Annotated in this window: 23 protein-coding genes; 11 read left to right on the plus strand and 12 right to left on the minus strand. The window is 71.6% G+C overall.

The features are described 5' to 3' along the window. Positions 1 to 45: 45 nt before the first annotated feature. A complete protein-coding gene (locus AC3EN4_RS31085) occupies positions 46 to 438 on the minus strand; it encodes a DUF4190 domain-containing protein (RefSeq protein WP_435210036.1) in 393 nt (130 codons plus the stop codon). Positions 439 to 562: 124 nt separating this feature from the next. Between AC3EN4_RS31085 and AC3EN4_RS31090 the strand changes: the two genes are divergently transcribed. Beyond that, complete coding sequence (locus AC3EN4_RS31090) at positions 563 to 1,666, plus strand: winged helix DNA-binding domain-containing protein (protein WP_435210037.1); 1,104 nt, start codon at positions 563 to 565, stop codon at positions 1,664 to 1,666. A 6-nt stretch (positions 1,667 to 1,672) separates the two neighbouring features. Here the strand turns inward: AC3EN4_RS31090 and malQ are convergent, their stop codons facing one another. The 6 genes from malQ to AC3EN4_RS31120 form a co-directional block, all read right to left on the minus strand. Beyond that, complete coding sequence (malQ, locus tag AC3EN4_RS31095) at positions 1,673 to 3,808, minus strand: 4-alpha-glucanotransferase (RefSeq protein ID WP_435210039.1); 2,136 nt, start codon at positions 3,806 to 3,808, stop codon at positions 1,673 to 1,675. A gap of 212 nt (positions 3,809 to 4,020) precedes the next feature. Beyond that, positions 4,021 to 5,229 carry an ABC transporter ATP-binding protein gene (locus tag AC3EN4_RS31100; RefSeq protein ID WP_435210040.1) on the minus strand — a complete coding sequence of 403 codons (1,209 nt, stop codon included), beginning with the start codon at positions 5,227 to 5,229 and terminating at the stop codon, positions 4,021 to 4,023. Between the two features lie 10 nt (positions 5,230 to 5,239). Next, the gene (locus AC3EN4_RS31105) at positions 5,240 to 6,076 is read right to left on the minus strand and encodes a carbohydrate ABC transporter permease (RefSeq protein WP_435210042.1); all 837 of its coding nucleotides are present in this window, start codon (positions 6,074 to 6,076) and stop codon (positions 5,240 to 5,242) included. A 1-nt stretch (position 6,077) separates the two neighbouring features. Then, a complete protein-coding gene (locus tag AC3EN4_RS31110; protein WP_435210044.1) occupies positions 6,078 to 7,061 on the minus strand; it encodes a carbohydrate ABC transporter permease in 984 nt (327 codons plus the stop codon). Then, positions 7,058 to 8,344 (minus strand): ABC transporter substrate-binding protein, encoded by a 1,287-nt coding sequence (locus tag AC3EN4_RS31115; RefSeq protein WP_435210046.1) that lies wholly within the window; start codon positions 8,342 to 8,344, stop codon positions 7,058 to 7,060. Before AC3EN4_RS31115 ends, AC3EN4_RS31110 begins: the two co-directional genes overlap by 4 nt. 274 nt (positions 8,345 to 8,618) lie before the next feature. Next, positions 8,619 to 8,873, minus strand: a complete 255-nt coding sequence (locus tag AC3EN4_RS31120) for a flavin reductase (RefSeq protein WP_435210048.1) — start codon at positions 8,871 to 8,873, stop codon at positions 8,619 to 8,621. Between the two features lie 276 nt (positions 8,874 to 9,149). On the opposite strand from AC3EN4_RS31120, the gene AC3EN4_RS31125 reads away from it, so the two are divergent. The 5 genes from AC3EN4_RS31125 (at position 9,150) to AC3EN4_RS31145 (ending at position 12,020) form a co-directional block, all read left to right on the plus strand. After that, positions 9,150 to 9,950, plus strand: a complete 801-nt coding sequence (locus AC3EN4_RS31125; RefSeq protein WP_435210050.1) for a helix-turn-helix domain-containing protein — start codon at positions 9,150 to 9,152, stop codon at positions 9,948 to 9,950. Next, positions 9,938 to 10,126, plus strand: coding sequence for a DUF397 domain-containing protein (locus AC3EN4_RS31130; protein WP_435210051.1), 189 nt, complete (start codon positions 9,938 to 9,940; stop codon positions 10,124 to 10,126). Before AC3EN4_RS31125 ends, AC3EN4_RS31130 begins: the two co-directional genes overlap by 13 nt. A gap of 208 nt (positions 10,127 to 10,334) precedes the next feature. Next, positions 10,335 to 11,036 carry a VOC family protein gene (locus AC3EN4_RS31135; protein ID WP_435210053.1) on the plus strand — a complete coding sequence of 234 codons (702 nt, stop codon included), beginning with the start codon at positions 10,335 to 10,337 and terminating at the stop codon, positions 11,034 to 11,036. A gap of 187 nt (positions 11,037 to 11,223) precedes the next feature. Then, entirely contained in the window at positions 11,224 to 11,655 is a 432-nt protein-coding gene (locus tag AC3EN4_RS31140; RefSeq protein ID WP_422735796.1) for a RusA family crossover junction endodeoxyribonuclease, read from the plus strand. Between the two features lie 47 nt (positions 11,656 to 11,702). Then, positions 11,703 to 12,020 carry a hypothetical protein gene (locus AC3EN4_RS31145; RefSeq protein WP_435210055.1) on the plus strand — a complete coding sequence of 106 codons (318 nt, stop codon included), beginning with the start codon at positions 11,703 to 11,705 and terminating at the stop codon, positions 12,018 to 12,020. A gap of 352 nt (positions 12,021 to 12,372) precedes the next feature. On the opposite strand, the gene AC3EN4_RS31150 is transcribed toward AC3EN4_RS31145, so the two are convergent. Next, entirely contained in the window at positions 12,373 to 13,083 is a 711-nt protein-coding gene (locus AC3EN4_RS31150) for an HAD family hydrolase (RefSeq protein ID WP_435210056.1), read from the minus strand. A 41-nt stretch (positions 13,084 to 13,124) separates the two neighbouring features. Further along, positions 13,125 to 13,745 carry a TetR/AcrR family transcriptional regulator gene (locus AC3EN4_RS31155; RefSeq protein ID WP_435210058.1) on the minus strand — a complete coding sequence of 207 codons (621 nt, stop codon included), beginning with the start codon at positions 13,743 to 13,745 and terminating at the stop codon, positions 13,125 to 13,127. A gap of 178 nt (positions 13,746 to 13,923) precedes the next feature. Between AC3EN4_RS31155 and AC3EN4_RS31160 the strand changes: the two genes are divergently transcribed. Next, on the plus strand, positions 13,924 to 15,117 hold the full coding sequence (locus AC3EN4_RS31160; protein WP_435210060.1) for a low temperature requirement protein A: 1,194 nt from the start codon (positions 13,924 to 13,926) through the stop codon (positions 15,115 to 15,117). A 13-nt stretch (positions 15,118 to 15,130) separates the two neighbouring features. Here AC3EN4_RS31160 and AC3EN4_RS31165 read toward each other — a convergent pair whose 3' ends face one another. Further along, positions 15,131 to 16,006 (minus strand): RNA polymerase sigma-70 factor, encoded by an 876-nt coding sequence (locus tag AC3EN4_RS31165; protein WP_435210061.1) that lies wholly within the window; start codon positions 16,004 to 16,006, stop codon positions 15,131 to 15,133. Between the two features lie 157 nt (positions 16,007 to 16,163). Here AC3EN4_RS31165 and AC3EN4_RS31170 point away from each other — a divergent pair, with 157 nt between their 5' ends. Together AC3EN4_RS31170 and AC3EN4_RS31175 are read left to right on the plus strand one after the other, a co-directional pair. Next, positions 16,164 to 16,547 (plus strand): DoxX family protein, encoded by a 384-nt coding sequence (locus AC3EN4_RS31170; protein WP_435210063.1) that lies wholly within the window; start codon positions 16,164 to 16,166, stop codon positions 16,545 to 16,547. Between the two features lie 40 nt (positions 16,548 to 16,587). Continuing rightward, positions 16,588 to 16,956, plus strand: coding sequence for a hypothetical protein (locus AC3EN4_RS31175; RefSeq protein WP_435210065.1), 369 nt, complete (start codon positions 16,588 to 16,590; stop codon positions 16,954 to 16,956). A gap of 369 nt (positions 16,957 to 17,325) precedes the next feature. Here the strand turns inward: AC3EN4_RS31175 and AC3EN4_RS31180 are convergent, their stop codons facing one another. Continuing rightward, positions 17,326 to 17,625: a ribosomal protein L7/L12 gene (locus AC3EN4_RS31180; RefSeq protein WP_435210066.1), complete on the minus strand. Its 300-nt coding sequence runs from the start codon at positions 17,623 to 17,625 to the stop codon at positions 17,326 to 17,328. A 266-nt stretch (positions 17,626 to 17,891) separates the two neighbouring features. Then, complete coding sequence (locus AC3EN4_RS31185) at positions 17,892 to 20,597, minus strand: MGH1-like glycoside hydrolase domain-containing protein (RefSeq protein WP_435210068.1); 2,706 nt, start codon at positions 20,595 to 20,597, stop codon at positions 17,892 to 17,894. A 42-nt stretch (positions 20,598 to 20,639) separates the two neighbouring features. Between AC3EN4_RS31185 and AC3EN4_RS31190 the strand changes: the two genes are divergently transcribed. Continuing rightward, positions 20,640 to 22,583, plus strand: coding sequence for an amylo-alpha-1,6-glucosidase (locus AC3EN4_RS31190; protein ID WP_435210069.1), 1,944 nt, complete (start codon positions 20,640 to 20,642; stop codon positions 22,581 to 22,583). 137 nt (positions 22,584 to 22,720) lie between these two features. Beyond that, the gene (locus AC3EN4_RS31195; RefSeq protein WP_422735806.1) at positions 22,721 to 24,055 is read left to right on the plus strand and encodes a glycosyltransferase family 4 protein; all 1,335 of its coding nucleotides are present in this window, start codon (positions 22,721 to 22,723) and stop codon (positions 24,053 to 24,055) included. Positions 24,056 to 24,126: the final 71 nt, after the last annotated feature.

Here is a 24,126-nt window from a genome sequence, read left to right on the forward strand (position 1 = left end):
GGGGGGACAAGCACCCCCCTTGCCCCCCCCCCCGCCGGACCGAGGTCAGTCGAGCTTGTCCCGAAGGTCGTCGACCTGGTTCTGGAGGCGGTCCACCGCGCCCTTGTTGTTTACGAACGTGGTGATGCCCGCGGCGAGTCCCAGACCGATCAGGACCGCCAGGATGCTCAGCACCAGGCCGCCGATGGCCACGCCCCGGCCGGTCACACCCGGCCGGCGGGCCATCTTCAGCCCGACGATGCCCAGGACAACGCCGATGATGCCGAGTACCAGCCCGACCCAGGCGAGGATGGCCGTCAACACGCTGATCAGTCCGGCCACACCGAAGACCAGCGCGAAGGTGGCGGCCGCGCTGGTCTTGGCCCCGGTGGACGCCCGACGGGCCCGAGAATCGGCCGGTACGCCGGCACCACGGGCCGGTTCGCTTGCGGCAGTCATGGGACTCCCTTCCGTACGCGCGGCGCGCGTGCTTCCGGCCGGGCGCATTCCCACCGCCGCACCGGTTAACCGTGCGTGTCGGTGGTGTCGCCTAGGCTGCGCCGGGACGACCGGAAGGGGTGCGATGCCTGCCGACCTCGGCGCGACCGGAGCGCTGGCACTGCGGATGACCAGCCTGCTGCTGCGCCCGCCCGTCCGACCCGGCACCGTCGCCGAGGTGGTCGAGTGGTTCGGGGCGATGCAGGCACAGGATCTGGCGAGCGGGCTGTGGTCGCTGGGCGCCCGGCTGCCGGGGCGCACGGTGACCGACGTGCAGGCCGCGCTGGAACGCCGCGAGGCGCTGCGCACCTGGCCGATGCGGGGCACCGTGCACCTCGTACCCCCTGCCGACGTGCGGTGGATGCTCGAGCTGACCGGCGTCCGTTCGCTGGCCGGCGTGGCGAGCCGCCGGGCGCAGCTCGGCCTCAGCGAGGCCGACGCCGACCGGGCGGTGGACGTGCTGGGGGCGGCGTTGGCCGGTGGCGGCCGGCTCACCCGGGCGCAGTGCCTCGCCACCCTGCGCGAGGCGGGCCTCGGCACCGACGGCCAGCGCGGCTACCACCTGCTCTGGTACGCGAGCGTGCGCGGGGTGACCTGCGTGGCGCCCACCGTCGGCACCGAGCAGACGTTCGCCCTGCTCGACGAGTGGGCGCCGGAGCAACGCCGCCCGGAGCGGGACGAGGCATTGGCGCTGCTCGCCCATCGCTACGTCCGGGGCCACGGGCCGGTCACCGACCGCGAGTTCGCCGGGTGGAGCGGCCTCACCCTGACCGACGCGCGGCGCGGTCTGACCGCCGCCGGCGACCTGCTGCGCACGGTACGCGTCGACGGCGAGCCGATGTACGTGGACGCGACGCTTGTCGACGCCGCGCCCACCCCGGCGGCCGGGGTGCTGGCGTTGCCGGGCTTCGACGAGTACCTCCTCGGCTACCGGGACCGCGCCCTGATGCTTGACCCCGCGCACCGGGCGGCCGTGGTGCCGGGCAACAACGGCATCTTCCAGGCCACCGTGGTCCGCGCCGGCCGGGTGGTGGGCGTGTGGAAACGCAAGATCGGTCGGCAGGCCGTCACCCTGGCGGTACGGCCGCTGACGCCGATGACCACGGGCGAGCGGGCCGACGTCGAGCAGGCGCTGACCCGGTACGCCGACTTCCTCGGGCTGCCACCACGGTTCGACTGGTCGTCCTGACTCCGGTCAGGCCCGGCCGGCGTCGGGGGTGGCCCGCTGGCCGGCCGGGTCGGCGTCGGCCAGCATGTCGCCGGGGGCGGCGGTGGCCGTCGTGCCGGCGGGGGCGGCGGTGGCCCGTCGGGGACGGGCGGCGGTGAGCAGGTCGACGATCCGGGTCACCCCCGGGTCGGTGCGGATCTGCGCCACGCTGGCCGGCAACGGCAGCCGCCAGTTCGGGTACTCGTCGACCGTGCCCGGCATGTTGGGTTGGCGCACCTCCCCCAGCACGTCGTAGAGGGACACGCCGAGCAGACGGGACGGGCTGGCCGCGAGCGCCGCGTGCATCGCCACCACCACGTCACCGTCGTCCGGCTCTCCGCCGGCCTTCGTTGCAGCGTCCGGCCGGCCGGCGGCCTTGCCTGCGGCGTCCGGCGGGCCGCCGGCCTCGGTTGCGGCGTCCCGCGACCTGGGCAGCAACGACTCAGCGCGCAGCATGGCCAGCAGCCGTTCACGGTCGGCGGCGGCCCGGGCCCGCTCGACGGCCACGTCGGTGCCGAGCAGCTTCAACTCGTCGCGTACCCGCACGTGCTCGCCGGTCAGGAATCCCGGGGCGGTCGGCAGGTCGTGGGTGGAGATCGTGGCGAGGGCGTTGCGGGGCCAGCGGGCCGGCGGGGTGAACGCGCCGTCGTCGTCCCGGGCGAACCACAGCACCGTCGAGCCGAGCATGTTGCGTCCGCGCAGTCCCCGCGTCACGGCGGGCTGGACGGTGCCCAGGTCCTCGCCGACGACCACCGCGCCGGCCCGGTGCGCCTCCAGCGCCAGGATGCCGAGCATCGCGTCGGCGTCGTACCGCACGTAGGTGCCCTCGGCGGCCCCGGCGCCCGGCGGCACCCACCACAGTCGCCACAGGCCGGCGACGTGGTCGACGCGCAGGCCGCCCGCGTGCCGCAGGGTCCGGCGCAGCATGTCCCGGTACGCCGCGTACCCGGTCTCGGCGAGCCGGTCCGGTCGCCACGCGGCGAGCCCCCAGTCCTGGCCGAGCTGGTTGAAATCGTCCGGCGGCGCGCCGACCCGTACCCCCTGGGCCAGCACGTCGGCGAGCTGCCAGCCGTCCGCGCCGCCCGGGTCGATGCCGACGGCCAGGTCGTGCACCACGCCGACCGGCATGCCCGTCGACCGGGCCGCCGCCGTCACGGCGTCGAGCTGCTCGTCACACAGGTGTTGCAGCCAGGCGTGGAACGCCACCCGATCGGCGAGCTGGCCGGCCTGCTCGGCGACCGCCGGGGCGTCCGGGTGGTGCAGTTCCGCCGGCCACGCCCGCCAGTCGTTGCCGTGCCGCTCGGCCAGCGCGCACCAGGTGGCGAAGTTGCGCAGCGCCGGGTCCGCGTCGAGGTCCACCGGCGGGGCGTACGGGTGCAGCAACTCCAACGCGTGCCGTTTGGCGGTCCACACCTCGTCGTAGTCGATCAGGTCACCGCGGTCCGGACGCAGCGCGTCGACCACCGCCCGGGTCGCCGGGTCCGCCGCCGCGTACGCGCCGGTGTCGCCGACCCGCAGGTAGAGCGGATTCACGAAGCGCCGGCTGGCCGGCGAGTACGGCGACGCGGCCACCGGGTGCGCCGGCCCGACCGCGTGCAGCGGGTTGAGCAGCACCAACCCGGCGCCGGTCGTACCTGCCCAGCCGGTGAACTCGGCGAGGTCACCGAGGTCACCCATGCCCCAGGACCGCGCCGAGGTGAGGGAGTAGAGCTGGAGCATCCAGCCCCAGGTGCGTGGGGGCGCCGGCAGCCGCCGGGGTACCACGACGAGGATCACCTCCCGCCCGTCGCAGGTCAGGTGGTGCCAGCCCAGCGGCAGGTCCCCGGGCAGCTCGCCGTCGACCGCCCGGCGACCGCCGTCCTCCAGGGACACCACGCCCGGGCCGGGCAGCGCCCGGGTCCTGCCCTCGGTGAGCACCACGGTCGGCGGCAGCGCGGTGCGGTCCACCGCCCGGGCGGCGGCGAGCGCGTCGGCGATCGCGGCGGGGCTGGTGGCGTCCACACCAAGCAGGCCGAGCACACCCACGACGGTCTCCGGGGCGACCTCGACGCGGCGGTGCCGCCAGTCCTCGTACCAGGTGGACACCCCGTGCGCCGTGGCCAGCGCGACAAGTCCCCGATCCATCAGTCCCCCGCCCCAGGCCGACACCGCGCCCTACAACCACCCTGCCACGCCACCCTCCTCCCCGCACCCCACCCCATCCCCGCGATCTTGCACTTTCTGCGGCGACATAACGGTTGTTCCCTCCCAAGTCAACGACACAAAGTGCAAGATCGACGAGAGCGGGAGCGGGAGCGCGGGTGGGGTGGGGTGGGGTGGGTGGGGTGGGGTGGGGTTTAGTTGGTTAGGGCGTTGGCGGAGCGTCCCTCGTGCAGGGTCAGGTTGCGGCCGGTGGACGGGTCGAAGAGGTGGATCTTCTCCAGGTTGGCCCAGACTCGGCGGGAACCGCCTTCGGTGGCGCCGGACTCAGCGGAGAGCCGGGTGACCAGGTTGCCGCCCGCGCCGGCGAAGTCGCCCGCACCCGCGTCCGCGGCCAACTCCTCCAGCTCGGCGGCGGTGGCCCGCTCACCCTCCACGGTGAAGTAGACGTACTTGTCCGAGCCCATCGACTCGACGATCTCCACCGGCGCCTCGAACTCCAGGCCCCGGCGGCGGGTGTCGTCGTCGACAAGTTCGGCGTCCTCGAAATGCTCGGGCCGGATGCCGAGGATCAGTTCGCGGGGCGCGTCGGCGCCCTCCAACTCCCGACGCAGCCGGTCGCCGAGCGGGATCTCACCCAAAGCGGTACGGAGGCTGCCCTCCTGCACGGCGGCGTGCAGGAAGTTCATCGACGGTGAGCCGATGAAACCGGCCACGAAGAGGTTGCGCGGGTGGTCGTACAACTCCTGCGGCGGGCCGACCTGCTGCACCGCGCCACCCCGCATGATCACCACGCGGTCTCCGAGGGTCATCGCCTCGGTCTGGTCGTGCGTGACGTACACGGTGGTGGTGCCGAGCTGCTTCTGCAACCGGGACACCACCGTACGCATCTGCACGCGCAGCTTCGCGTCGAGGTTGGACAGCGGTTCGTCCATGAGGAACGCCTTCGGCTGGCGGACGATCGCCCGACCCATCGCCACCCGCTGCCGCTGACCACCGGAGAGGTTCGCGGGTTTGCGGTCCAGCAGCGCGGTCAGCTCCAGCACCTTGGCGGCCTCGTCGACCTTGGAGTTGATCGTCTCCTTGTCCAGCTTCGCCAGCCGCAGCGGGAACGCCATGTTCTCCCGCACGGTCATGTTCGGATAGAGCGCGTACGACTGGAACACCATGGCGATGTCCCGGTCCCGGGGCGCCTTGTCGTTGACCCGCTGGCCGCCGATACGCAGTTCGCCGGAGCTGATGTCCTCCAGGCCGGCGATCATGTTGAGGGTGGTGGACTTTCCGCAGCCCGAGGGGCCGACCAGGATCACGAACTCGCCGTCGGCGATCTCCAGGTCGACGTCCCGCACGGCGACCGTCCCGTCCGGGAAACTCTTGCTCACCTTGTCGAGCACGATGTCAGCCATGACTACTCACCTATCCCTTGACTGCGCCGGAGGTCAGGCCGGACACGATGCGGCGCTGGAAGAAGAGGACGAACAGGATGATCGGAACGGTGATCACCACGGCCGCGGCGCAGATCGCTCCGGTGGGGTCCTCGAACTGTGACGCGCCGGTGAAGAACGACAGCGCCGCCGGCACCGTGCGGGACCGCTCGGTGGAGGTCAGCGAGATGGCGAACAGGAAGTCGTTCCAGCAGAAGATGAAGACCAGGATGGCCGTGGTGAACAGGCCGGGCGCGGCCAGCGGGGCAATCACCCGCCGGAACGCCTGTGCCTGCGTGGCGCCGTCCATCTTCGCGGCCTTCTCCAGGTCCCACGGGATCTGCTTGAAGAACGCCGACAGCGTGTAGATCGCCAGCGGCAGCGCGAAGGTGATGTACGGCAGGATCAGCCCGGGCCAGGTGTCGAAGATCCCCAGCTGCCGTTCGATCTCGAACAACGGCGACACCAGGGACACCTGCGGGAACATCGCGATCAGCAACGAGATGCCGACCAGCAGCTGCTTGCCCGGAAAGTCCAGCCGGCTGATCGCGTACGCGGCCATCGCGCCGAGGACCACCGCGATCAGGGTGGCGATGAGCGCGATGCCGATGGAGTTGATCAGCGCCCGGACGAACTGGTCGGTGTCGAAGATCGTCCGGTAGTTGTCCAGCGTCCACTCCCGGGGGATGAACTTCCCGTCGGTGAGGGTGGCCGGCGTCTTGAACGACAGCGAGGCGATCCACAGCACCGGGACCAGCGCGAAGACGACCACGAGGACGTCCAGCAGGCCCCAGCGCAGCTTCGCCCGGGTGGTGGTTTCGACAGCCATGTCAGCGCCTCTCCCCGTCGTCGCTACCGGGGGCAGCGGTACCGAACAGCTTCACGAAGACGAACGCGATGATCGCCACCGTGATGAAGATCAGCACCGACATCGTGGAGCCGATGCCCAGGTTGAGACCCCGCAGCAGGTTGTTGTAGGCGAGCATCGACACCGACGAGGTCTCGTTGCCCCCGGCGGTCAGGACGAAGATGTTGTCGAACACCCGGAACGCGTCAAGGGTGCGGAACAGCAGCGCGACCAGGATCGCCGGCTTCATCACCGGCAGCATCACCTTGGTGAACTTCTGCCAGGCCGTCGCGCCGTCGGTGGAGGCGGCCTTGAGCAGGTCGTCCGGCACCAGCGCCAGCCCGGCCATCAGCAGCAGCGCCATGAACGGCGTGGTCTTCCAGATCTCGGCCAGCATGATGATCGCCAGCGAGCTGGCCCGCTCGGTGAGCGGTGCGCCGTCGCTGAACAGGTCGGCCAGGTAGCCGGTGCCGGGCGTCCAGGCGTACCGCCAGGAGAAGGCGGCGACGACCGTGACGATCCCGTACGGGATCAGCGCGGAGGTCCGGACGATGCCCCGCCCGACCAGCGTACGGTGCATGATCAGCGCCAGCCCCATGCCGAGCACCAGCTCGACGGCCACGGTGACCACCGTGATCAACGCGGTCACCCCGAACGCCGTCCACCAGAACTCGTTGGTGAGCACGGTGACGTAGTTCTCCAGCCCGACGAACTCGCGCTGGTCGGGGAAGCGCAGGTCGTAGCGCTGCAACGACAGCCAGACCGAGTAGATGATCGGGTACGCGGTCACCGCGACCATGACCAGCGCGGCGGGCGCGCAGAGCAGCCAGCCGAGCCGGCGTTCGGCCTTCTTGTTCTCGCTCAGCGGCGCCTTTCGTTGTCCGCCGCCGCGCTGGGTCGGCACGGTCGGCGTGGCGGTCTCCTCGGCGACGGTGTCCGCGCCGGCCGGTGTGGCGTTGACGCTCATGGCAGCACCCCCTTCGACTCCAGGGCGTCGGCGATGGCACTGCGCAGCTCGTCGGCGGTCTGCTGCGGGCGGATGCCGGAGGGCGGGGACAGGATCGCCGACATGACGGTGGAGATGCTCTGGTAGGCCGGGGTCAGCGGGCGGGTCGCCGGGTCCTTCAGCTCCTGGAGGATGGTGTCCTTCATCGGGTACGCCTCGGTCATCTCCGGCTCGTCGAAGACGGCCTCGATGGTCGGTGGCACACCGTCGTTGATCGCGGAGAACTTCTGGTGCTCCGCGCTGCGCAGGCACCGCGCGGCCTCGAACGACAGCTCTGGGTGCTTCGAGTACGAGCTGACGGCCAGGTTCACCCCGCCGATGGTGACCTTGCTGGGGGTGCCCTCGTCGACGCCGGGCACGCGGGCCCAGCCGACCTGCTTTGCCAGCTCCGGGTTGGCCTCCTGTAGGGCCGGGTAGACGAACGGCCAGTTCACCTGGAACGCGCCGGCGCCGGACTGGAACTCCAACCGGACCGGGTCCTCGGTGGCGTTGCTGAAGGACGGTGAGGTCACGCCCGACGTGGCGAACCGCTGCAACTGCTCCAGCGCCCGGACCGTACCGTCGTCCATCACGGCCTTCTTGCCGTCGTCGGAGAGGACCTTCCCGCCCGCGCTCTCGGCCAGGGTGTTGTAGAGGACGACCAGGCCCTCGTACTGCGCGCCCATGGTGAGCACCTGGTACGGCTTGCCCTGGTCCTTGAGCTGCCGGGCCGTGCTGATCATCTGGTCCCAGGTGGTCGGCGGCTGGGGCACCAGGTCCTTGCGGTACCAGAGCAACTGCACGTTGGTGTTCTTCGGCGCGGCGAAGAGCTTGTCCTCGTACCGTGCGGTCTCCAGCGGCCCGGCGAGGGTGCCCTGCTCGACCTCGGCCTTGTCCTGGCCGGTCCACTCGCGGATCCAGTCGGCGCTGGCGAACTCCTGGGTCCAGGTGACGTCCAGGCCGAGGATGTCCATGCCGGTGTCCTCGGCGGCGAGCCGGCGCACCATCTGTACCCGCTGGTCGTCGGCCTGCCGGGGCAGCACCCGGTAGACGATCTTGTACCGCCCCTGGGCCTGCTGGTTGCAGTCGTCGACGACCTTCTGCAGGTTCTGCTCCGGCGGGTAGTACAGGTTGAGCGTCGGTGGACCGTCACCCTCGTCGGCGCCGCAGGCGGCGAGCGGCGCGACCAGCGCCAACGCGGCAGCCATCGCGCCAACCCGGATCGCCGGGTGACGCCGGTGTCGGGCCGTTGCGGGGTCCGTCATCGCCTCCCCCTCTCTTGCGCAACAGACCGGGGAGGGCATCCGTGCCCCGGCGCACGGTGAGCTGGCTCCGAGCCCAGGAGCTGCGAAAACGCCCCGCTCGGATACTCCGTGCGGCTACACTGCCCCACCCACCACGCCGCGAAACCTGCCGGCAACACTGCGCGTCAGGCTGCCCCCCTCCCCGCCCTGTTGATCAAGAGGTTGGCGTCAGGAAAGACGTCTTTCCTGACGCCAACCTCTTGATCACCGGGAGCGGGCGGGGTGGGGCGGGCGCTCAGCCCCGGGCCCGTGCCCAGGAGAGGAAGCGCTCGGTCATCCGGGCGGGCGGGTGGTCCGGGTGGAGTTGGGTGAGCTGCTGGGTCGCCTCGTTCATCAGGGTGCCGAGGTAGATCAGCAAGCCGGTCCGGTTGGCCCGGTACTCCGTCAGCAGGGCTAGCTTGGCCGGCTGGCAGGGCCACTCCCGGCCACAGTTGCGGCACCGCCACAGCGGACGCATGGCGACGTGCGGAACGGGCGGACGGACCACCATCACCGCCACCGTGCTTCGTCGTGGCGGTCTGTCGGGCTCAGCACATCGACCTCCTCGGGGATTCGAAAAGGGGCCGCTCCCGCGAAGGGGACGGGAGCGACCCCGGGGCAGAGCCCGCCACCGCCATTGCGGCCACCAGCGGACCCGCCATTGGTGACAGTCTGCGAAGTCCCGACTACGGTCGATACGTGCTCGCGGCATCCGCGCAGCTCAGCGGTCGGGGCGGGCAGCCACGAAGGACACGCCGAAGCGGGTTGGGCAGAGATTGGGGAGTCGATGGGGACAGTGACCGACTACGTGCTGGAGGAACTACGCCTGCTCCGGGCGGAGACCGGGCTCAGCCAGGACGACTTCGGCCGGGGCATCGGCTACTCGGGCTCGCACGTCAGCTCCGTCGAGACGGGCGGGCGACCGCCCACGAAGGAGTACATGCGGGCCGTCGACAACCACCACCGGACCGGTGAACGCTTCCAGCGGATGCTGGAACGGTTGGGCCGGCTCGACGCCGAGCCGGCCTGGCTGCGCGAATGGATCGAGTTCGAGCGGGAGGCCACCACGCTGCGCTGGTTCGAGTTGGCGTACGTGCCGGGCCTGTTGCAGACCGAGCGGTACGCCCGCGCCACGCTGGCCGGCGGCCGGTTCGACGCCGAGGACGTCGACCGGATCGTCGCGTCCCGGCTGGAGCGGCAGGCGATCCTGCACCGACCGCACCCGCCGCAGCTCATCGCCGTGCTGGATGAGGCGGTGCTCCGCCGCCCGGTGCTCGACCAGCCGGGACTCATGCTCGAGCAGTGCGAGCACCTGGTGGAGCTGGCAACCCAGGAGCACATCCAGGTGCACGTCGTCCCGGTGGACGCCGGGATGTACCTGGGGTTGGCCGGTCAGTTCATCATCGCCGAGATGTCGGACGGCGAACGGGTGGCCCACGCGGACAACCAGCTCACCGCGCAGTTCGTCGACGCGTCGACCGACGTCGCTAAGCTGGCGAAGACGTGGGAGATCGTCCGCAACGAGGCACTCCCCCGCCGGCCGTCAATCGAGCTGATCAAGGAAGTGGCCAAGGTATGGACACCCTGACCCCACGGTGGCGCAAGTCGACCCGGTCCGGCGGCAACGGCGGCTCCTGCGTCGAGGTCGCCGACAACCTGCCGCACGTCGTGCTGGTGCGCGACACCAAGGACCGCGACGGCGGCACCCTGCACGTCACCCCGACGGCCTGGAAGGCGTTCGTCGGCTACGCCAAGCAGCACTAACCACCCCCTCACAAGCCCGGACCGCCCGGACGGGTCGATCTTGCAGTTTCGGTCGTCGAAAAGCCTGGAATGCCGCCTATGCCGGCACAGAAAGTGCAAGATCGCGGCCAGGGTCCCGGTCGATCATGGAGCTGTCGTGCCCGGCTCGGTCCGCGCGGCGACACCGCGCTTGCCCCACGGTCGCCCCAAAGCGGGCATGCTGGGACCCGTGATCGCACGTTTCAAGGACCTCTGCCTGGACGCCGCCGACCCACTCGCGCTGGGCGGCTTCTGGGCGCGGGTGCTCGACGCCGACGTGGCCGACGCCGGTGACGGGGACACCAGGGTCGACCCCCGTTCGGCGCGCTCCGACGCCGAGTCGATCTGGGTGAACGGGGTTCCCGAGCCCCGGGTCGGCGCTACCCGCGTACACCTGGATCTGCGCCTTTCCGACGCGGACCCGGCGGCGCTGCTCGCGGCCGGCGCGCGCTCGGTGCGCGAGCCGGACGGCGACGTCGAGCGGTGGGTGCTGGCCGACCCGGAGGGCAACCAGTTCTGCGTGCTCCCGGCCGCCGACGGAGTCCGGCCGGGCCCGGTGGAGCTGGTGGTGGCCGCGACCGACCCGGCGGCGCAGGCGGCCTGGTGGGCCGGCCTGCTGGGCGGCACGACCGGGTCCGGGCCGAACACCTCGTCGCTGCACGGCGCCACCGGTTTCCCCTGGCAGGCGTGGGTGTTCGACGGGGTCGACGAACCCAAGACGGTCAAGAACCGGATGCACTGGGACGTCGAGATGACGGCCCCGGAGCCGACCGCGCTCCTGGCGGCGGGTGCGACGCTGCTGCGCGAGCCGGTCGACACGGCACGGTGGTGGGTGCTGGCCGACCCGGAGGGCAACGAGTTCTGTGCCTTTTCGCCGTCGACCACCGGGTGAACGACCGACTACCCAGCGCGGACGGTGTGCACTAGCGTCTTCCCCAACGCCGCAGCCAGCGCGATCGACGCCGACGTCGACTCGCCTCCGGCCGACCCAGCCTGCCCGATCGGTTGGTTATCGCGGGAACACCCCTTAGCCACTGCACCGGTTCGGCAGGATCGTCCCCGATGAGGGAGGTGCCGCCGTGCAGGACACCCGCGCTCTCGCCCTGACGTTCGAGGTGAGCGGCCTGCCACCGGTCAAGACCGAAGCGTTGTCCATCTTCGCCGCCGGGCATCGGCAGGCGACGAGGGTCCGCGCCCTGCTTCAGGCCGCCCTCGGCGCGGCCCAGCGCACCGGCTGGACGCCGTTGCCCGGGCCGATCGAGGTGGACGTGGTGCTGCGGTGCCCGCCCGGGCACCGCACGTCCGACGCCAGCACCCTGCTCGGCGGCGTCTGCGCGGTGCTCCAGGACAAGAAGCGGGTGTCCACCATCGGCCTGGCGCATCTCGGCGTCCTGGTGGACGTCGCCCTCTACGACGACGACCGGCAGATCCGCCGGTTGTCGTACCACGAGGAGCCGGCGGAGGAATTCTCCTACCAGGTGCGGGTCGCCGCCGTGCCGACCGGCGTTTGACCGACGGCCGCGGTGGGGTATCGCGGACGCCGACGAAGGGAGCACCGATGTCGGAGCCACATGTCACGCTCGACCCGCGCGGGCTCGATCCTGTGCAGCAGAAGCTGCGCGGCCCGTTGGAGGACCAGCTGACCTCGGCTCTCCAGGCGGCCACCGACCGGGTCCGCGCCAGCTACGCCGGCGAGCCGGTCGAGCAGGTGTGCCAGCGGCTGTTGGACGAGACGCGCTCCGGGTTGCACCCCGACATCGCGGCCGGCTTCAACCCGGACATGGACGAGTTCTGCCGGGTGGCCATCTCGATCGTCCGCGGCAGCGCTGGTGAGTCGGACGGCCACCACGCGGGCGACGGTCGGCACCGCGCCTAACGGTTCGCCGGGTCAGGACCGGGTCCGCAACTACCCGGTCCTGACCCCCGGCCGTCCGGCGAGGGGAGCGGACAGCTCCGGCATGCCACCGCGCGCGCGGGCGCGGCACGACGCCACGCGGCTCGGTGGGGAGGCCCGGCCGCCCTGCACTCAGCTCCACGGTGCCCACCTGTCGGACGCCGGTGCGTCCCCGGCACACCCCGAAAGGCCGCGAACGCCGGCCCAGGCTAGGCCGATCGCGACGGCCCGGACAAGCGTTGCCGGGCCGGCCGGAACGTGACTGATCTCAAGGGCAAAAAGCGGCAGGTCCGCGTAACGCGACCATGATCGCCGACGCTGTTCGGGTTCGAGGTCAGAAGTGCGCCAGCAGGTCCCGGAAGGCGGCCAGCCGCAGCACGCCGGTGTCGGTCGGGTCCAGCTCGTCGTCCTCCAACACCCAGGTGTTCTCGTTCGGAATGAACACCGCGTTCAGCCCGGCCGCCCGCGCCGGCAGGATGTCCGACTTCGGGGAGTTGCCGATCATCCACGCCCGGGCCGGCTCGAATCCGTGCTCGCGGACCAGCCACCGGTACGTGTCGACATTCTTCTCGGCGACGATGTGCGCGGCGCCGAAGTGGTGCAGCAGGCCGCAGGCGTCCAGCTTGCGCTGCTGCTCCTCCCGGTCACCCTTGGTCAGCAGCAGCAGGTCGTGCCGCTGGGCCAATGCGTCGAGCGCCTCGGCCACCCCGGGCATCAGCTCGACCCGGTGCTCGACCAGCGCCAGGGCCAGCCGGTCGATCTCCTGGCGCTCGGCGTCGGTGGCCGGCCGTTCGCGCAGCCGTTCCAGGCACTCGCCGAGGCTGCGCAGGAACACCTTGCTGCCGTACCCGTGAGCCACCGCGTTCGCCCGCTCGATGTCGTCGAGGATCGCCCGGATCTGCGCCCGGTCCATGGTGGGATGGTCGATCCAGGCCAGGAAGTCGTCGATCACCCGCTCGAAGACGACGTTGTTCTCCCACAACGTGTCGTCCGCGTCGAAGATCAGCACCTGTGCCCGTCGGCGGGCCTCCGTGTCCGCGGTCATGCCGGCCTCCCCCTCGCGATCATGATCGTGCGGACGCGACTCTAGGGCATCGCGCCCCGGGCACCCACCGGGTTTCCGTCGGTCGAGCAGGGCCACCAGAGCAGCCGCTCGGTGATCATCTCCTCCCGCTCCTCCTGCGCCTCAGGGCGCAGCCGACCCCCTCGGGTGAGCATGACGACGCCGTGCAGCAGGCTCCAGCCCACCTCGGCGAGCGTGTCCGGATCGCGGCCCTGGGCCAGCGGGAGAAGGGCGGCCCGCAGCGCGGCGAAGACGGCTCGCGGTGCCGCCGGCACCCCGGCCGCGCCGAGGGCGAGGTCCGGGGTCAGCGCGAGCATCGCGTCGTAGACAGCTGGATTGGCGTACGCGAAGTCGAGGTACGCGGTCGCCATCACCGCCCACGCCCGTTCCGGGCACGGGTTGTCGGCGTGCGCCGCGGTCAGCGCGGCGGCCAGATCGGCGAAGCCGTGCACCGCGACCGCGGCCAGCACCGCCTCCTGGTCGGCGAAGTGCCGGTACAGGTCGCCGAGGTCCATGTCGGCCCGTTCGGCGACCCGACGGACGCTCAGGCCGACCCAGCCCTCGGCTTCGGCCAGCTCGCGGGCGGCGGCGACGATGAGCAGGCGTCGCTCGTGTTCGATGGCCTCCTCGGCGGGTACGGACACCGGCCGAGCCTAACGAGCCGTACTGTCCGCATCCGCCTCATGACGGATTGGTGACTGATCGACCAGGGCGCTGCCGTTCCCGCTTGTCGGTCGTTAGCGCCGATGGGGTCACCGCGACGGGAGGGCACGTGGTCGTTCGACGGCGTCCGCCCACCGAGGCGGTCGGCGGGTGAGGGAGATGCCCGGTGGCGGACTGCTGCGCGAGGCGGGCACCCGCGAGCGGGCCACCTTCCTGGAGCTGTTCCTCGATCTCGTCTTCGTCTTCGCCCTCACCAGGATCTCGCTGCGGCTGATCGACGACTTCACCGAGGGCCATCGGGGCGTGTTCGCCGGCCTCGGTCAGGCGCTGGTGCTGTTCCTGGCACTCTGGGCCGTCTGGACGTTGACCGTCTGGTCGACCAGTTGGCTCGACCCGGAGGCGATGATCGTCCAGGCCGTCATCGTCATCACGATGGCGGGCGCGATGACGATGGCGGTCGCCGTACCCGACGGATTCGGCGCACGGGCCTCCCTCTTCGCCATCACGCTGGTGACCCTCCAGGTCGGACGGGTGGTCTATTTCCACATCGCCGGTCACGGCCGGCCCGACCCGCAACAGTCCATCCGGATCGTGTTCTGGCTCGGCCTGAGCGCGCCGTTCTGGATCGTGGGTGGGCTGGTCAACGACGGCGACGTCCGTGGTTGGCTCTGGGCGGTCGCCGTCGGAGTGGACTACATCGGGTCGTACCGCGGTTGGCCGACGCCGCGACTCGGCGCGCAACGGCTCGGCGTGCAGGCGATCGCGGCCGGACACCTGGCCGAGCGGTACCAGCAGTTCCTGCTCATCGCGCTCGGCGAGGCCATCTTCGTGATCGGACTGGCGTTCAGCGGCAGCAGCTTCCACGCCGCGCAGACGGCCGCCTTCGTGCTCGCGCTTGCCACGACGGTCCTGCTGTGGCGGATCTACTTCCACCTGGCCGGCGGAACGCTGGACACCGCCGTCGGCGCCTCCGGCGACGCCGCCCGGCTCGCCACCCAGATGGCCTTCGCGCACCTGGCGATGATCGCGGGGATCGTGCTGACCGGTGTGGGGATGGAGCTCTACATCACCGAGCCGTTCGGGCATCTCCCGGCCACCTGGCTCATCGCCATCCTCGGTGGTCCTGCGCTCTTCCTCGCCGGGCGGGCAGCCCTCGAGTACCAGGTGTTCACCCGGATCTCCCGCTCCCGCACAGCCGGCCTGCTCGCTCTGGCTCTGCTGGTGCCGGCGACCCTCCCGCTGCGACCGCTCATCGCCGGCACGGCCGCCACCCTGGTGCTGCTCGGCGTCGCCGTTGCGGACTTCCGGCGCTCCCGGCGCCGGCCCCGCGAGATGGCCAGGCCACCGTTCTGACCGGAGCCGTCGTTCACCGGCGCAGCGCGGTGGCCCGGCGCATGTGCGACAGCTTCTCGGGGTTGCGGACGGCGTACAGACCACTGACGAGACCGTCGTCGACGCGCACCGTCAGGACGGTGTCGAGTTCGCCGTCGAACCGGACGATCAGCGCCGGACACCCGTTGACCTCGGCCGGGTGCAGCGACAGCGTGGTGACCTCCACCTTCGGCGAGGCCAGCAGACGGGCCACCTTGTCCGCGCCGACGACAGGCCGCAGCACCGCCTGCTTGATGCCACCGCCGTCACCCAGCAGGACGACATCGGGCGCCAGGATGTCGAGCAGGCCCTGGACGTCGCCCAGCTCGACCGCCCGCTGGAATGCCGCCAACGCGCGCCGCGTCTCGGCTGCCGAGACCGGGCCGCGCGGTCGGCGCGCGGCGACGTGTGCCCGCGCCCGGTGGGCGATCTGGCGGACGGCGGCAGGGGTCTTCGCCACGGTCGCGGCGATCTCGTCGTAGTCCATCTCGAACACCTCCCGCAGGACGAACACCGCCCGTTCGGTGGGACTCAGCGTCTCCAGCACGAGCAGCATCGCCGTCGAGACGTGCTCCGCCAGCTCGACGTCCTCGGCGACGTCGGGCGTGGTCAGCAGCGGCTCGGGCAACCAGGAGCCGACATAGGACTCCCGGCGCCGGCCGATCGTCCGCAGCCGGTTGAGGGACTGGCGGGTGGTGATCCGGACCAGATAGGCGCGCGCGTCCCGGACCTCCGCGTGGTCGGCGTCCGCCCACCGCAGCCAGGTCTCCTGGAGTACGTCCTCAGTGTCGGCCGCCGAGCCGAGCAGCTCGTAGGCCACGGTGAAGAGCAGGTTCCGATGCGTGACGAACGCGTCCACGAAGGGATCCATGCGCGACTCCTGTCCTCGACGTCGGTCCACCACCATCCGACACCGGTCGACAGTCACCTGTGACACCACGGGGCTGTGCGGCACATCACCCGCCGTGGCGAGTCACAGTCGCCGGGCCGGCGGTGTCTCGTGGTCGACCCCGAACGGAGGGACTTTCATGAACATCGCACTGTGGATCGCGGCCGGGCTGCTGGCCGCGGTGGCTCTGACCGGCGGCATCACCAAGACGTTCGTACCCCGCAAGAAGCTGGCCGCGCACCGCGGCGGTGGATGGACCGGGGACGCCAGCGACGGCTTCGTCAGGACCCTGGGGGTGCTCGAACTCCTGGCCGCCGCCGGCCTGATCCTGCCCGCCGTGCTGGACATCGCGCCGGTCCTGGTGCCGGTCACCGCCATCTGCTGGGTGCTGCTGATGGTCGGCGCGATGATCACCCACCTGCGCTACCAGGAGGCGAGGTTCACCGCGGTGAACGCCGTGCACCTCGCCCTGGCCGCCTTCGTGGCCTGGGGCCGGCTCGGCCTCGAGCCCTTCACCGGCTGACCTCCACTGGATCTCCACAACGCCTCGCTAGCCTGGCCCGATGACACCGCCTCGACGCCTTCTCCTGGCCGGGCTCGGCGTCGTGGGCCTGCTGGCCTGCGGTTGGGGCCTGTGGTTCGCGTCGCTGTGGGCGTTCGGCGACGAGGGTTCACTGCCGCCGAAGTGGCGTATCCCGGACGTGCCCGCCGGGGCGACCGTCGTCGACGAGAGCGAGACGTGCGCCTCCGGCGGGTGCTCCTGGCAGGTGACCGTGGCACCTGCGGCCGGCCAGTCACCGGCCGAACTGGCTGAGGAGATGGGCCTCTCCGAGGACCGGACGGAGCCCCCCGAACTGCTCGACCCCGGGTCCGTCTACGTGGTGGCCGAACCCCGGAACGGCCAGTTGATCATCCACGTCGGCTACGAGTAGCCCGACGGGTCGTGCCCGCACCCGCGCCCGCGCCCGCGCCCGCGCCCGCACCCGCGCACCCGCACCCGCACCCGCACCCGCACCCGCACCCGCACCCGCACCCGCACCCGCACCCGCACCCGCACCCGCATGATCGTGCTCGAACATGGATGTAGTGGCCTCCCGCGCCGAGGACACCACTACAACAAGGATCGAGCACGATCATGCCGCGCCCCTCCCAAGATCCGCCCAGCTCGGTGATGTTGCTGGCTCAGGCCGTCGTGACGCAGCAGCATCACTGAAGTTGTGCGGATCTTGCGGCGCAGCGGCGCTCACGGCGCAGCGTGGCACGGGTCGGAGTCAGCGGCGGGTGCCCAGGAGGGCTGAAAATCATCCCAGGCCGCGCTGCCGAGCGAGCAACTCGACGGCGTCCTTGGCCTCCCGCAAACCGACACCGGTCGCCTCCCGGTACGCCTTGATGGCCTGGATCTTGCGGCCGGCGAGCAGCTCCTGCAGGACCGCCCCGGGGGCCTCGATCTCCGGCTCGCGGATGTCGAGGTGCGCCATGATCAGATCCAGCTTGCGCTCGACCACGGCGAGCCGGCGAGCCAGCTGATCCGCGTCGGAACGACGGCCACCCCCGGCGACCAGGAACACGAGCACGAGCGACAACACGACGGCGATGGGCACTGTCCACTCCATAACGCGCCATTGAACACCGGAGCGGGTCCTGACACCACGCCCACACATCCGCCCGCACACCCGCACACCCGCACGCCCGCACGCCCGCACGCCCGCACGCCCGCACGCCCGCACGCCCGCACGCCCGCACGCCCGCACGCCAAGATCGTCGCAACTTCGGGGAAGTTGCTGCTTCCAGCCGCCGTGATGCAGCAACATCCCTGAAGTTGCGCGGATCTTGCGGCGCGGCGGCGGGGCGGGGCGGGGCCGGCGGGTCAGCGGCGCAGGGTGAGGATCAGGTCGGCGACCAGGGCCGTCCAGCCGGTCTGGTGCCAGGCGCCCAGGCCGGCGCCGTTGTCGCCGTGGAAGTACTCCGGGAAGGCGACCAGGTCCCGCCAGTCGGGGTGGGTCTGGAACAGCCGCGCCGCGCCGTAGATCGGTCGCCGACCCCAGTCGTCCTGGGTGAAGAGCGAGATCAGTCTCATCGACAGGTCGTCGGCGATCTCGTCCAGCGAACGCTTCACTCCCGAGCGCGTCGGATACTCCACCTGGAGGTCGTCGCCGAAGAACGCCGCGTAGTCGCGCAGCGCGCTGACCAGCAGGAAGTTCGTCGGCATCCAGATCGGCCCACGCCAGTTCGAGTTGCCGCCGAACAGGCCGCTCGTGGACTCGGCCGGCTCGTACCCGACGGAGAACTCCTGCCCGCCCAGGGTGACCGAGAACGGCTTGTCCAGGTGCGCGCGGGACAGCGTACGAAGGCCGAAGTCGGAGAGGAACTCGTCCGGGTCGAGCATCCGGGCGAGCAGCCGGACCACCTGCTCCTGGCCGACCATGGAGAGCAGCCGCTGCTGCCGGCCGTCCGGGCCGAGCCGTCGGGTGCCGATCACCTTGGCGTACTCGGGGCGGTTGGTGAGGAACCAGCGCAGCCGCGCGCCCAGCTCCGGCAGGTGGTGCAGGGTCTTGGCGGTGAGCCGGGTGGTGGCGGCCAGCGGCAGCAGCCCGACCACCGAGCGGACTTTCAGCGGCACCTTCGTGCCGTCGGCGAGCCGCAGCACGTCGTAGAAGAACGCGTCCTCGTCGTCCCACAGCCCCTGCTCGTACGCGGCGGCGGCGATGTAGAGGAAGTGCTCGAAGAACTTGGTGGCGGTGTCCACCCAGGTGCGGTCGTGCTCGGCCAGCACGATGGCCATGTCGAGCAGGTTGAGCGCGTACATGGCCATCCAGCCGGTGCCGTCGGACTGCTCCAGCACGCCGGCCACGGGCAGCGCCGCCGAACGGTCGAACGGCCCGACGTTGTCCAGCCCGAGGAAGCCGCCCTCGAAGACGTTGTTGCCGCCGGTGTCCTTGCGGTTCACCCACCAGGTGAAGTTGAGCAGCAGCTTGTGCATCACCCGGCCCAGGAACTCGAAGTCCCTGCCGCCGTCGATCTCGAACACCTTGAGCGCCGCCCAGGCGTGCACCGGCGGGTTCACGTCGCCGAACGCCCACTCGTACGCCGGGATCTGCCCGTTGGGGTGCAGGTACCACTCGCGCAGCAGGAGCAGGATCTGCTCCTTGGCGAAGCCCGGGTCGACCCGGGCGATGCTCACGCAGTGGAAGGCCAGGTCCCAGGCCGCGTACCAGGGGTACTCCCAGGGGTCGGGCATGGAGATGACGTCGAAGCTGGTCATGTGCCACCAGGCGCTGTTGCGCCCGTGGCGACGCCCGGCCGGCGGCGTCGACCCGGGGTCGCCGTCCAGCCAGCGTTTGACGTCGAAGTGATAGAACTGCTTGCCCCACATCAGCCCGGCGATGGCCTGCCGGGCCACCAGCGCCTCGTCGGCCGTGGCGGTCTCCGGGATCACGCCGGCGAAGAACCGGTTCGCCTCGGCCCGCCGGGCCCACACCACCGACTCGAAGCCGTCGCGCAGGTCCGCCGGGGGCGGCGGGCCGGCGGCCGGGGGCGAGGCGGTACGGGTCAGCCGCAGCCGGATCTGGCGCTGCCCGCCGGCCGGCACGTCGAGCACGTAGTGCAGCGCGCCCTTGGTGCCCTCGCGGGCCGGGTTGACCGTGGGCGCGCCGTTGACGACGTGGTCGTTGATGCCGTCCTTCGGGTACGGCGAGCGGCCCGGCAGGCCCCACAACCGCTCGGCGTTGGTGTCGTTGTCGCAGAGCAGCGGAACGGGCCCGCCGTCGCCCTCCAGCAACAGCTGGCCGAGCACCCGGTGCTCACCGACCAGCCGGGTGCCCTCACCGGTCAGCCGGGGAATCCGGTCACCGCCGGGCAGCCCCCAGGCCCAGGTGTTGCGGAACCACAGGGTGGGCAGCACGTGCAGGGTCGCCGCCGCATCGCCCCGGTTCGCCACGGTGATCACCATGCAGAGGTCGGTCGGGGACGCCTTGGCGTAGTCGACGGTCACCGCCCAGTACCGGTCGTCGTCGAAGATGCCGGTGTCCACCAGCTCGTACTCGGTGTCGTCCCGGCCGCGCAGCGCGTTCACCGCGACGAGTTCGTCGTACGGGAAGGCGGCCTGCGGGTAGTGGTAACGCCAGCGCATCCAGGAGTGCGTCGGGGTGCTGTCGAGGTACCACCAGTACTCCTTGGCGTCCTCCCCGTGGTTGCCGCCGTCACCGCCCAGGCCGAACATCCGCTCCTTGAGGATCGGGTCCCTGCCGTTCCACAGCGCCAGCGCGAACGCGAACGTCTGCCGGTCGTCGCAGACGCCGGCCATCCCGTCTTCATTCCACCGGTAGGCTCTGGACCGCGCATGGTCGTGTGGGAAGTAGTCCCACGCCGTACCGTGCTCGCTGTAGTCCTCCCGGACCGTCCCCCACGCCCGTTCGGACAGATAGGGACCCCATGCACGCCAATCCTGCTCACCCGAGTCCGCCTGGGCGAGCCGGAGCCGCTCAGCGTCGGGTGGCGAGGCGTCGGAGGACGATCCGTCAGTGATCACGTGCACATCTTCGACGCCGCCGCGGTACTTGACCACAGCGGCCATTCTCGCCGTGGCGTGTTACACCTCGACGGCGGTGGAGGAAAGTTGATCGACATTAACTTCGGTCCGCAGGTCTGCGGGGACCTGACCAGCGCGTCCAGCCGGGAGTGGCTGGTGCCCGACGGTCTCGGCGGGTACGCCATGGGCACCGTCGGCGGGTTGCGGACCCGCCGCTACCACGGTCTGCTGGTGGTGCCGGGTGACACTCCCGCCTCCCGCCAGGTGGGACTGGTCAGCCTCGACCCGGCGGTCACCCTGCCGTCCGGGGCGCGGGTACGCCTCGGCGCGCACGAGTGGTCCTCCGGCGACGTCGACCCGCGCGGATTCGAGCTGCTGGAGCGCTTCGAGCTGGTCGACGGACTCCCCCGGTGGCGGTGGCGCATCGGCGCGGTGGTGATCGAACGGGAACTGGCCATGCTGCCCGGCCGCTCCTGCGTGGCGGTCGTGCACCGGCTGGTCGCCGGTGGTCCGGTCCGGCTGGAGCTGTCCGCCGCGTGCACCTGGCGGGACGCGCACGGCGAGCGGCGGGCCGACGGGCCGACGCCGCAGGTCGAGGCGGTCGCCGACGGCGCGGTGGTCGAGGGCGCGTACCGCCTCGCCGGCCCCGGCTGGGTGCCGGAGGGGCAGTGGTGGCTGGGTGTGCACCACCGCGAGGAGGCCGTCCGGGGCCTGCACCCGGACGAGGACCTCTGGTACGCGGGCCGCTTCTCCGGCGAGCTGGAACGCCCCGGTGACACGGTGTCGGTGCGGGCCTGGGCGGGTCGCCTGGACGAGGAGCCGCCGTCGGCCGACGAGATCGTGGCGACGGCCCGGCGACGCAACCGGCAGGTGGTGGCGACAGCGAAGCCGGCCGACGACGTGGACGCGACGCTGGCGCTGGCCGCCGACGCGTTCGTGGTCGGCACCCGGCAGGCCGCGGTCGACGTGGTGGCCGGTTATCCGTGGTTCGGGGCCTGGTCGCGGGACACGATGATCTCGTACGAGGGGTTGTTCCTCTGCACGGGCCGGGCCTCCGAGGGGCGCGAGCTGCTGCGGGCGTACGCGGCGACGCTCTCCGAGGGGATGCTCGCCAACACCGCCGACACCGGACGGGTGGAGTACAACACCGTCGACGGCACGCTATGGTTCCTGCACGCGGTGAGCCGGCACGTGACGGTCACCGGCGACACCGATCTCGGCGACGAGTTGCTGCCCGCGCTGCGCACGGTCGTCGACGCGCACGTCGCCGGCACGCGGTACGGGATCGCCGTCGACCAGGCCGACGGTCTGCTCACCCAGGGTGCCCCGGGTACCGCCCTGACCTGGATGGACGCCCGGGTCTACGGCGTGCCGGTCACCCCGCGCACGGGCAAGCCGGTCGAGGTGAACGCGTTGTGGATCAACGGGCTGGCCGGGCTCGCCGAGTTGGCCGAGCTGGCCGGACAGGACGCGGGCGAGCTGTGGCGGCTGCACGGGCGGGCCACCGCCTCGTTCCGGGAGCGGTTCCCGGCCCCGACCGGGTGGCTGCACGACGTGCTGGACGCGCCCGCGCCGGCGTACCCGCTGGGTGGGGCCGCCCTGCACGACGACGACGCGTTGCGCCCCAACCAGTTGCTGGCCTGGTCGTTGCCGTTCGCGCCGCTGGAGCCGGACGAGGCGACGCTGCGCCGGATCGCGACCGGGCTGCTCACCCCGCTCGGTCCGCGCAGCCTCACGGAGGACGCGCCCGAGTTCGTGGGTCGCCATCGGGGCGGCCCGGCCGAGCGGGACGGCGGGTATCACCAGGGCACGGTCTGGCCGTGGCTGCTCGGGCCGTACGTGGACGCCGCCCGCCGGGGCAAGATGTCGGTCGATGACGTATTGATTGGCATTGAGTCCCATCTGACCGAATATGGGCTAGGATCGGTAAGCGAGACGGCTGACGGTGTCGCGCCGCACTCCGCGACCGGCTGCCCGTTCCAGGCGTGGTCGGTGGCCGAGTTGCTGCGGGTGCGCCGAAAGAGCCAGTAGCGCTTTACATGACCGCAACGGCGGTGTCTCCGCTGGTTATCTCGGCGCCGGCAGGATTGGCCCCGATCCAGACGCGACGGCGACACCGACTCCGGTGTCGGTCGGCGCGCGCCCGGGGACAACTCAAAGGGGGCCGCATGTCACCCGATGCCCACGTGATCGACATCAACCCCGCCCGCCAGCTACGGGTACTGATGCTGTCGTGGGAGTACCCGCCGGTGCTCGTCGGCGGCCTCGGCCGCCACGTCCACGCCCTCTCCGTCGCCCTCGCCGCCGCCGGCCACGAGGTCACCGTCGTCACCCGCCACGCCGAAGGCGCACCCCTTGAGGAGTACGCCGACGGCGTGCACATCCTGCGCGCCCCCGAAGACCCCGTCGCCTTCCCCCTGGCCACCGGCTCCCTGCTCGCCTGGACCATGGCCTTCAACCACACCCTCACCCGCACCGCCCTACGCGCCACCCAGGCCGGCGCGTACGACGTCATCCACGCCCACGACTGGCTCGTCGCCCACACCGCGGTCACCCTCTCCGAGCACCTCGACCTGCCGCTGGTCACGACCATCCACGCCACCGAGGCGGGCCGCCACCAGGGCTGGCTGCCCGAGGAGATGAACCGCACCATCCACGGCGTCGAACACTGGCTCAGCGGCACCTCCACCCGGGTGATCACCTGTTCGGGTTACATGCGGGACCAGGTCAGCGCGCTGTTCGACGTACCGGCCGGGCTGGTCGACGTGGTCCCCAACGGGGTCGACGACCGGGCCTGGCGGGCCCGACCACGCGCGGTCGCGTCGGCCCGCGCGCGGTTCGCCGCGGACGGCCCCCTGGTCGGGTACGCCGGCCGGCTGGTCTACGAGAAGGGCGTCCAGCATCTCGTACACGCGGTGCCCCGACTGCGCGAGCGGCACCCCGGGCTGCGCGTGGTGATCGCCGGCGACGGCCCGTACCGCCCCGAACTGGAGGCCGAGGCCCGTCGACTGGCGCTCGGCTCGACCGTGCGCTTCACCGGCTTCCTCGACGCCACCCAACTGCCGGCGGTGCTCGGCGCCACCGACGCGACCGTCGTACCCAGCCTCTACGAGCCGTTCGGCATGGTGGCCCTGGAGGCCGCGGCGGCCGGAGCGCCTCTCGCGGTGGCCCGTACCGGCGGCCTCGCCGAGATCGTCGAACCCGGCGTCACCGGCGTGACCTTCCCGCACAGCGACCCGGTCGCCCTCGCCGGCGCGGTCGACCGGCTGCTCGGCGACGAGGTCTTCGCCCGGCGGGTGGCCCGACGCGCCCGGACCATGGTCGGCGAACGGTACGGGTGGGCCACCATCGCGGCCCGCACCGCCGCCAGCTACGCCGCCGCCCGCCGTGAGCACGGTCCGCTCCAGGCGCGCCGGGCCGCCGCCCGCCTGGCCGGCGGCCGGAACCGGATCGCCATCCCGGAGGGCAACCTGCTCGCCGCCGCCGACCACGCCGCCTGTTGAGGTAGGGCCTGTTTCATAAGGGCGGTCGAGCCGAGGCGGAGTCCGGGCGGCGATCCGGCAAGGCGCGGTGG

Source organism: Micromonospora sp. bgisy143 (assembly GCF_057708145.1).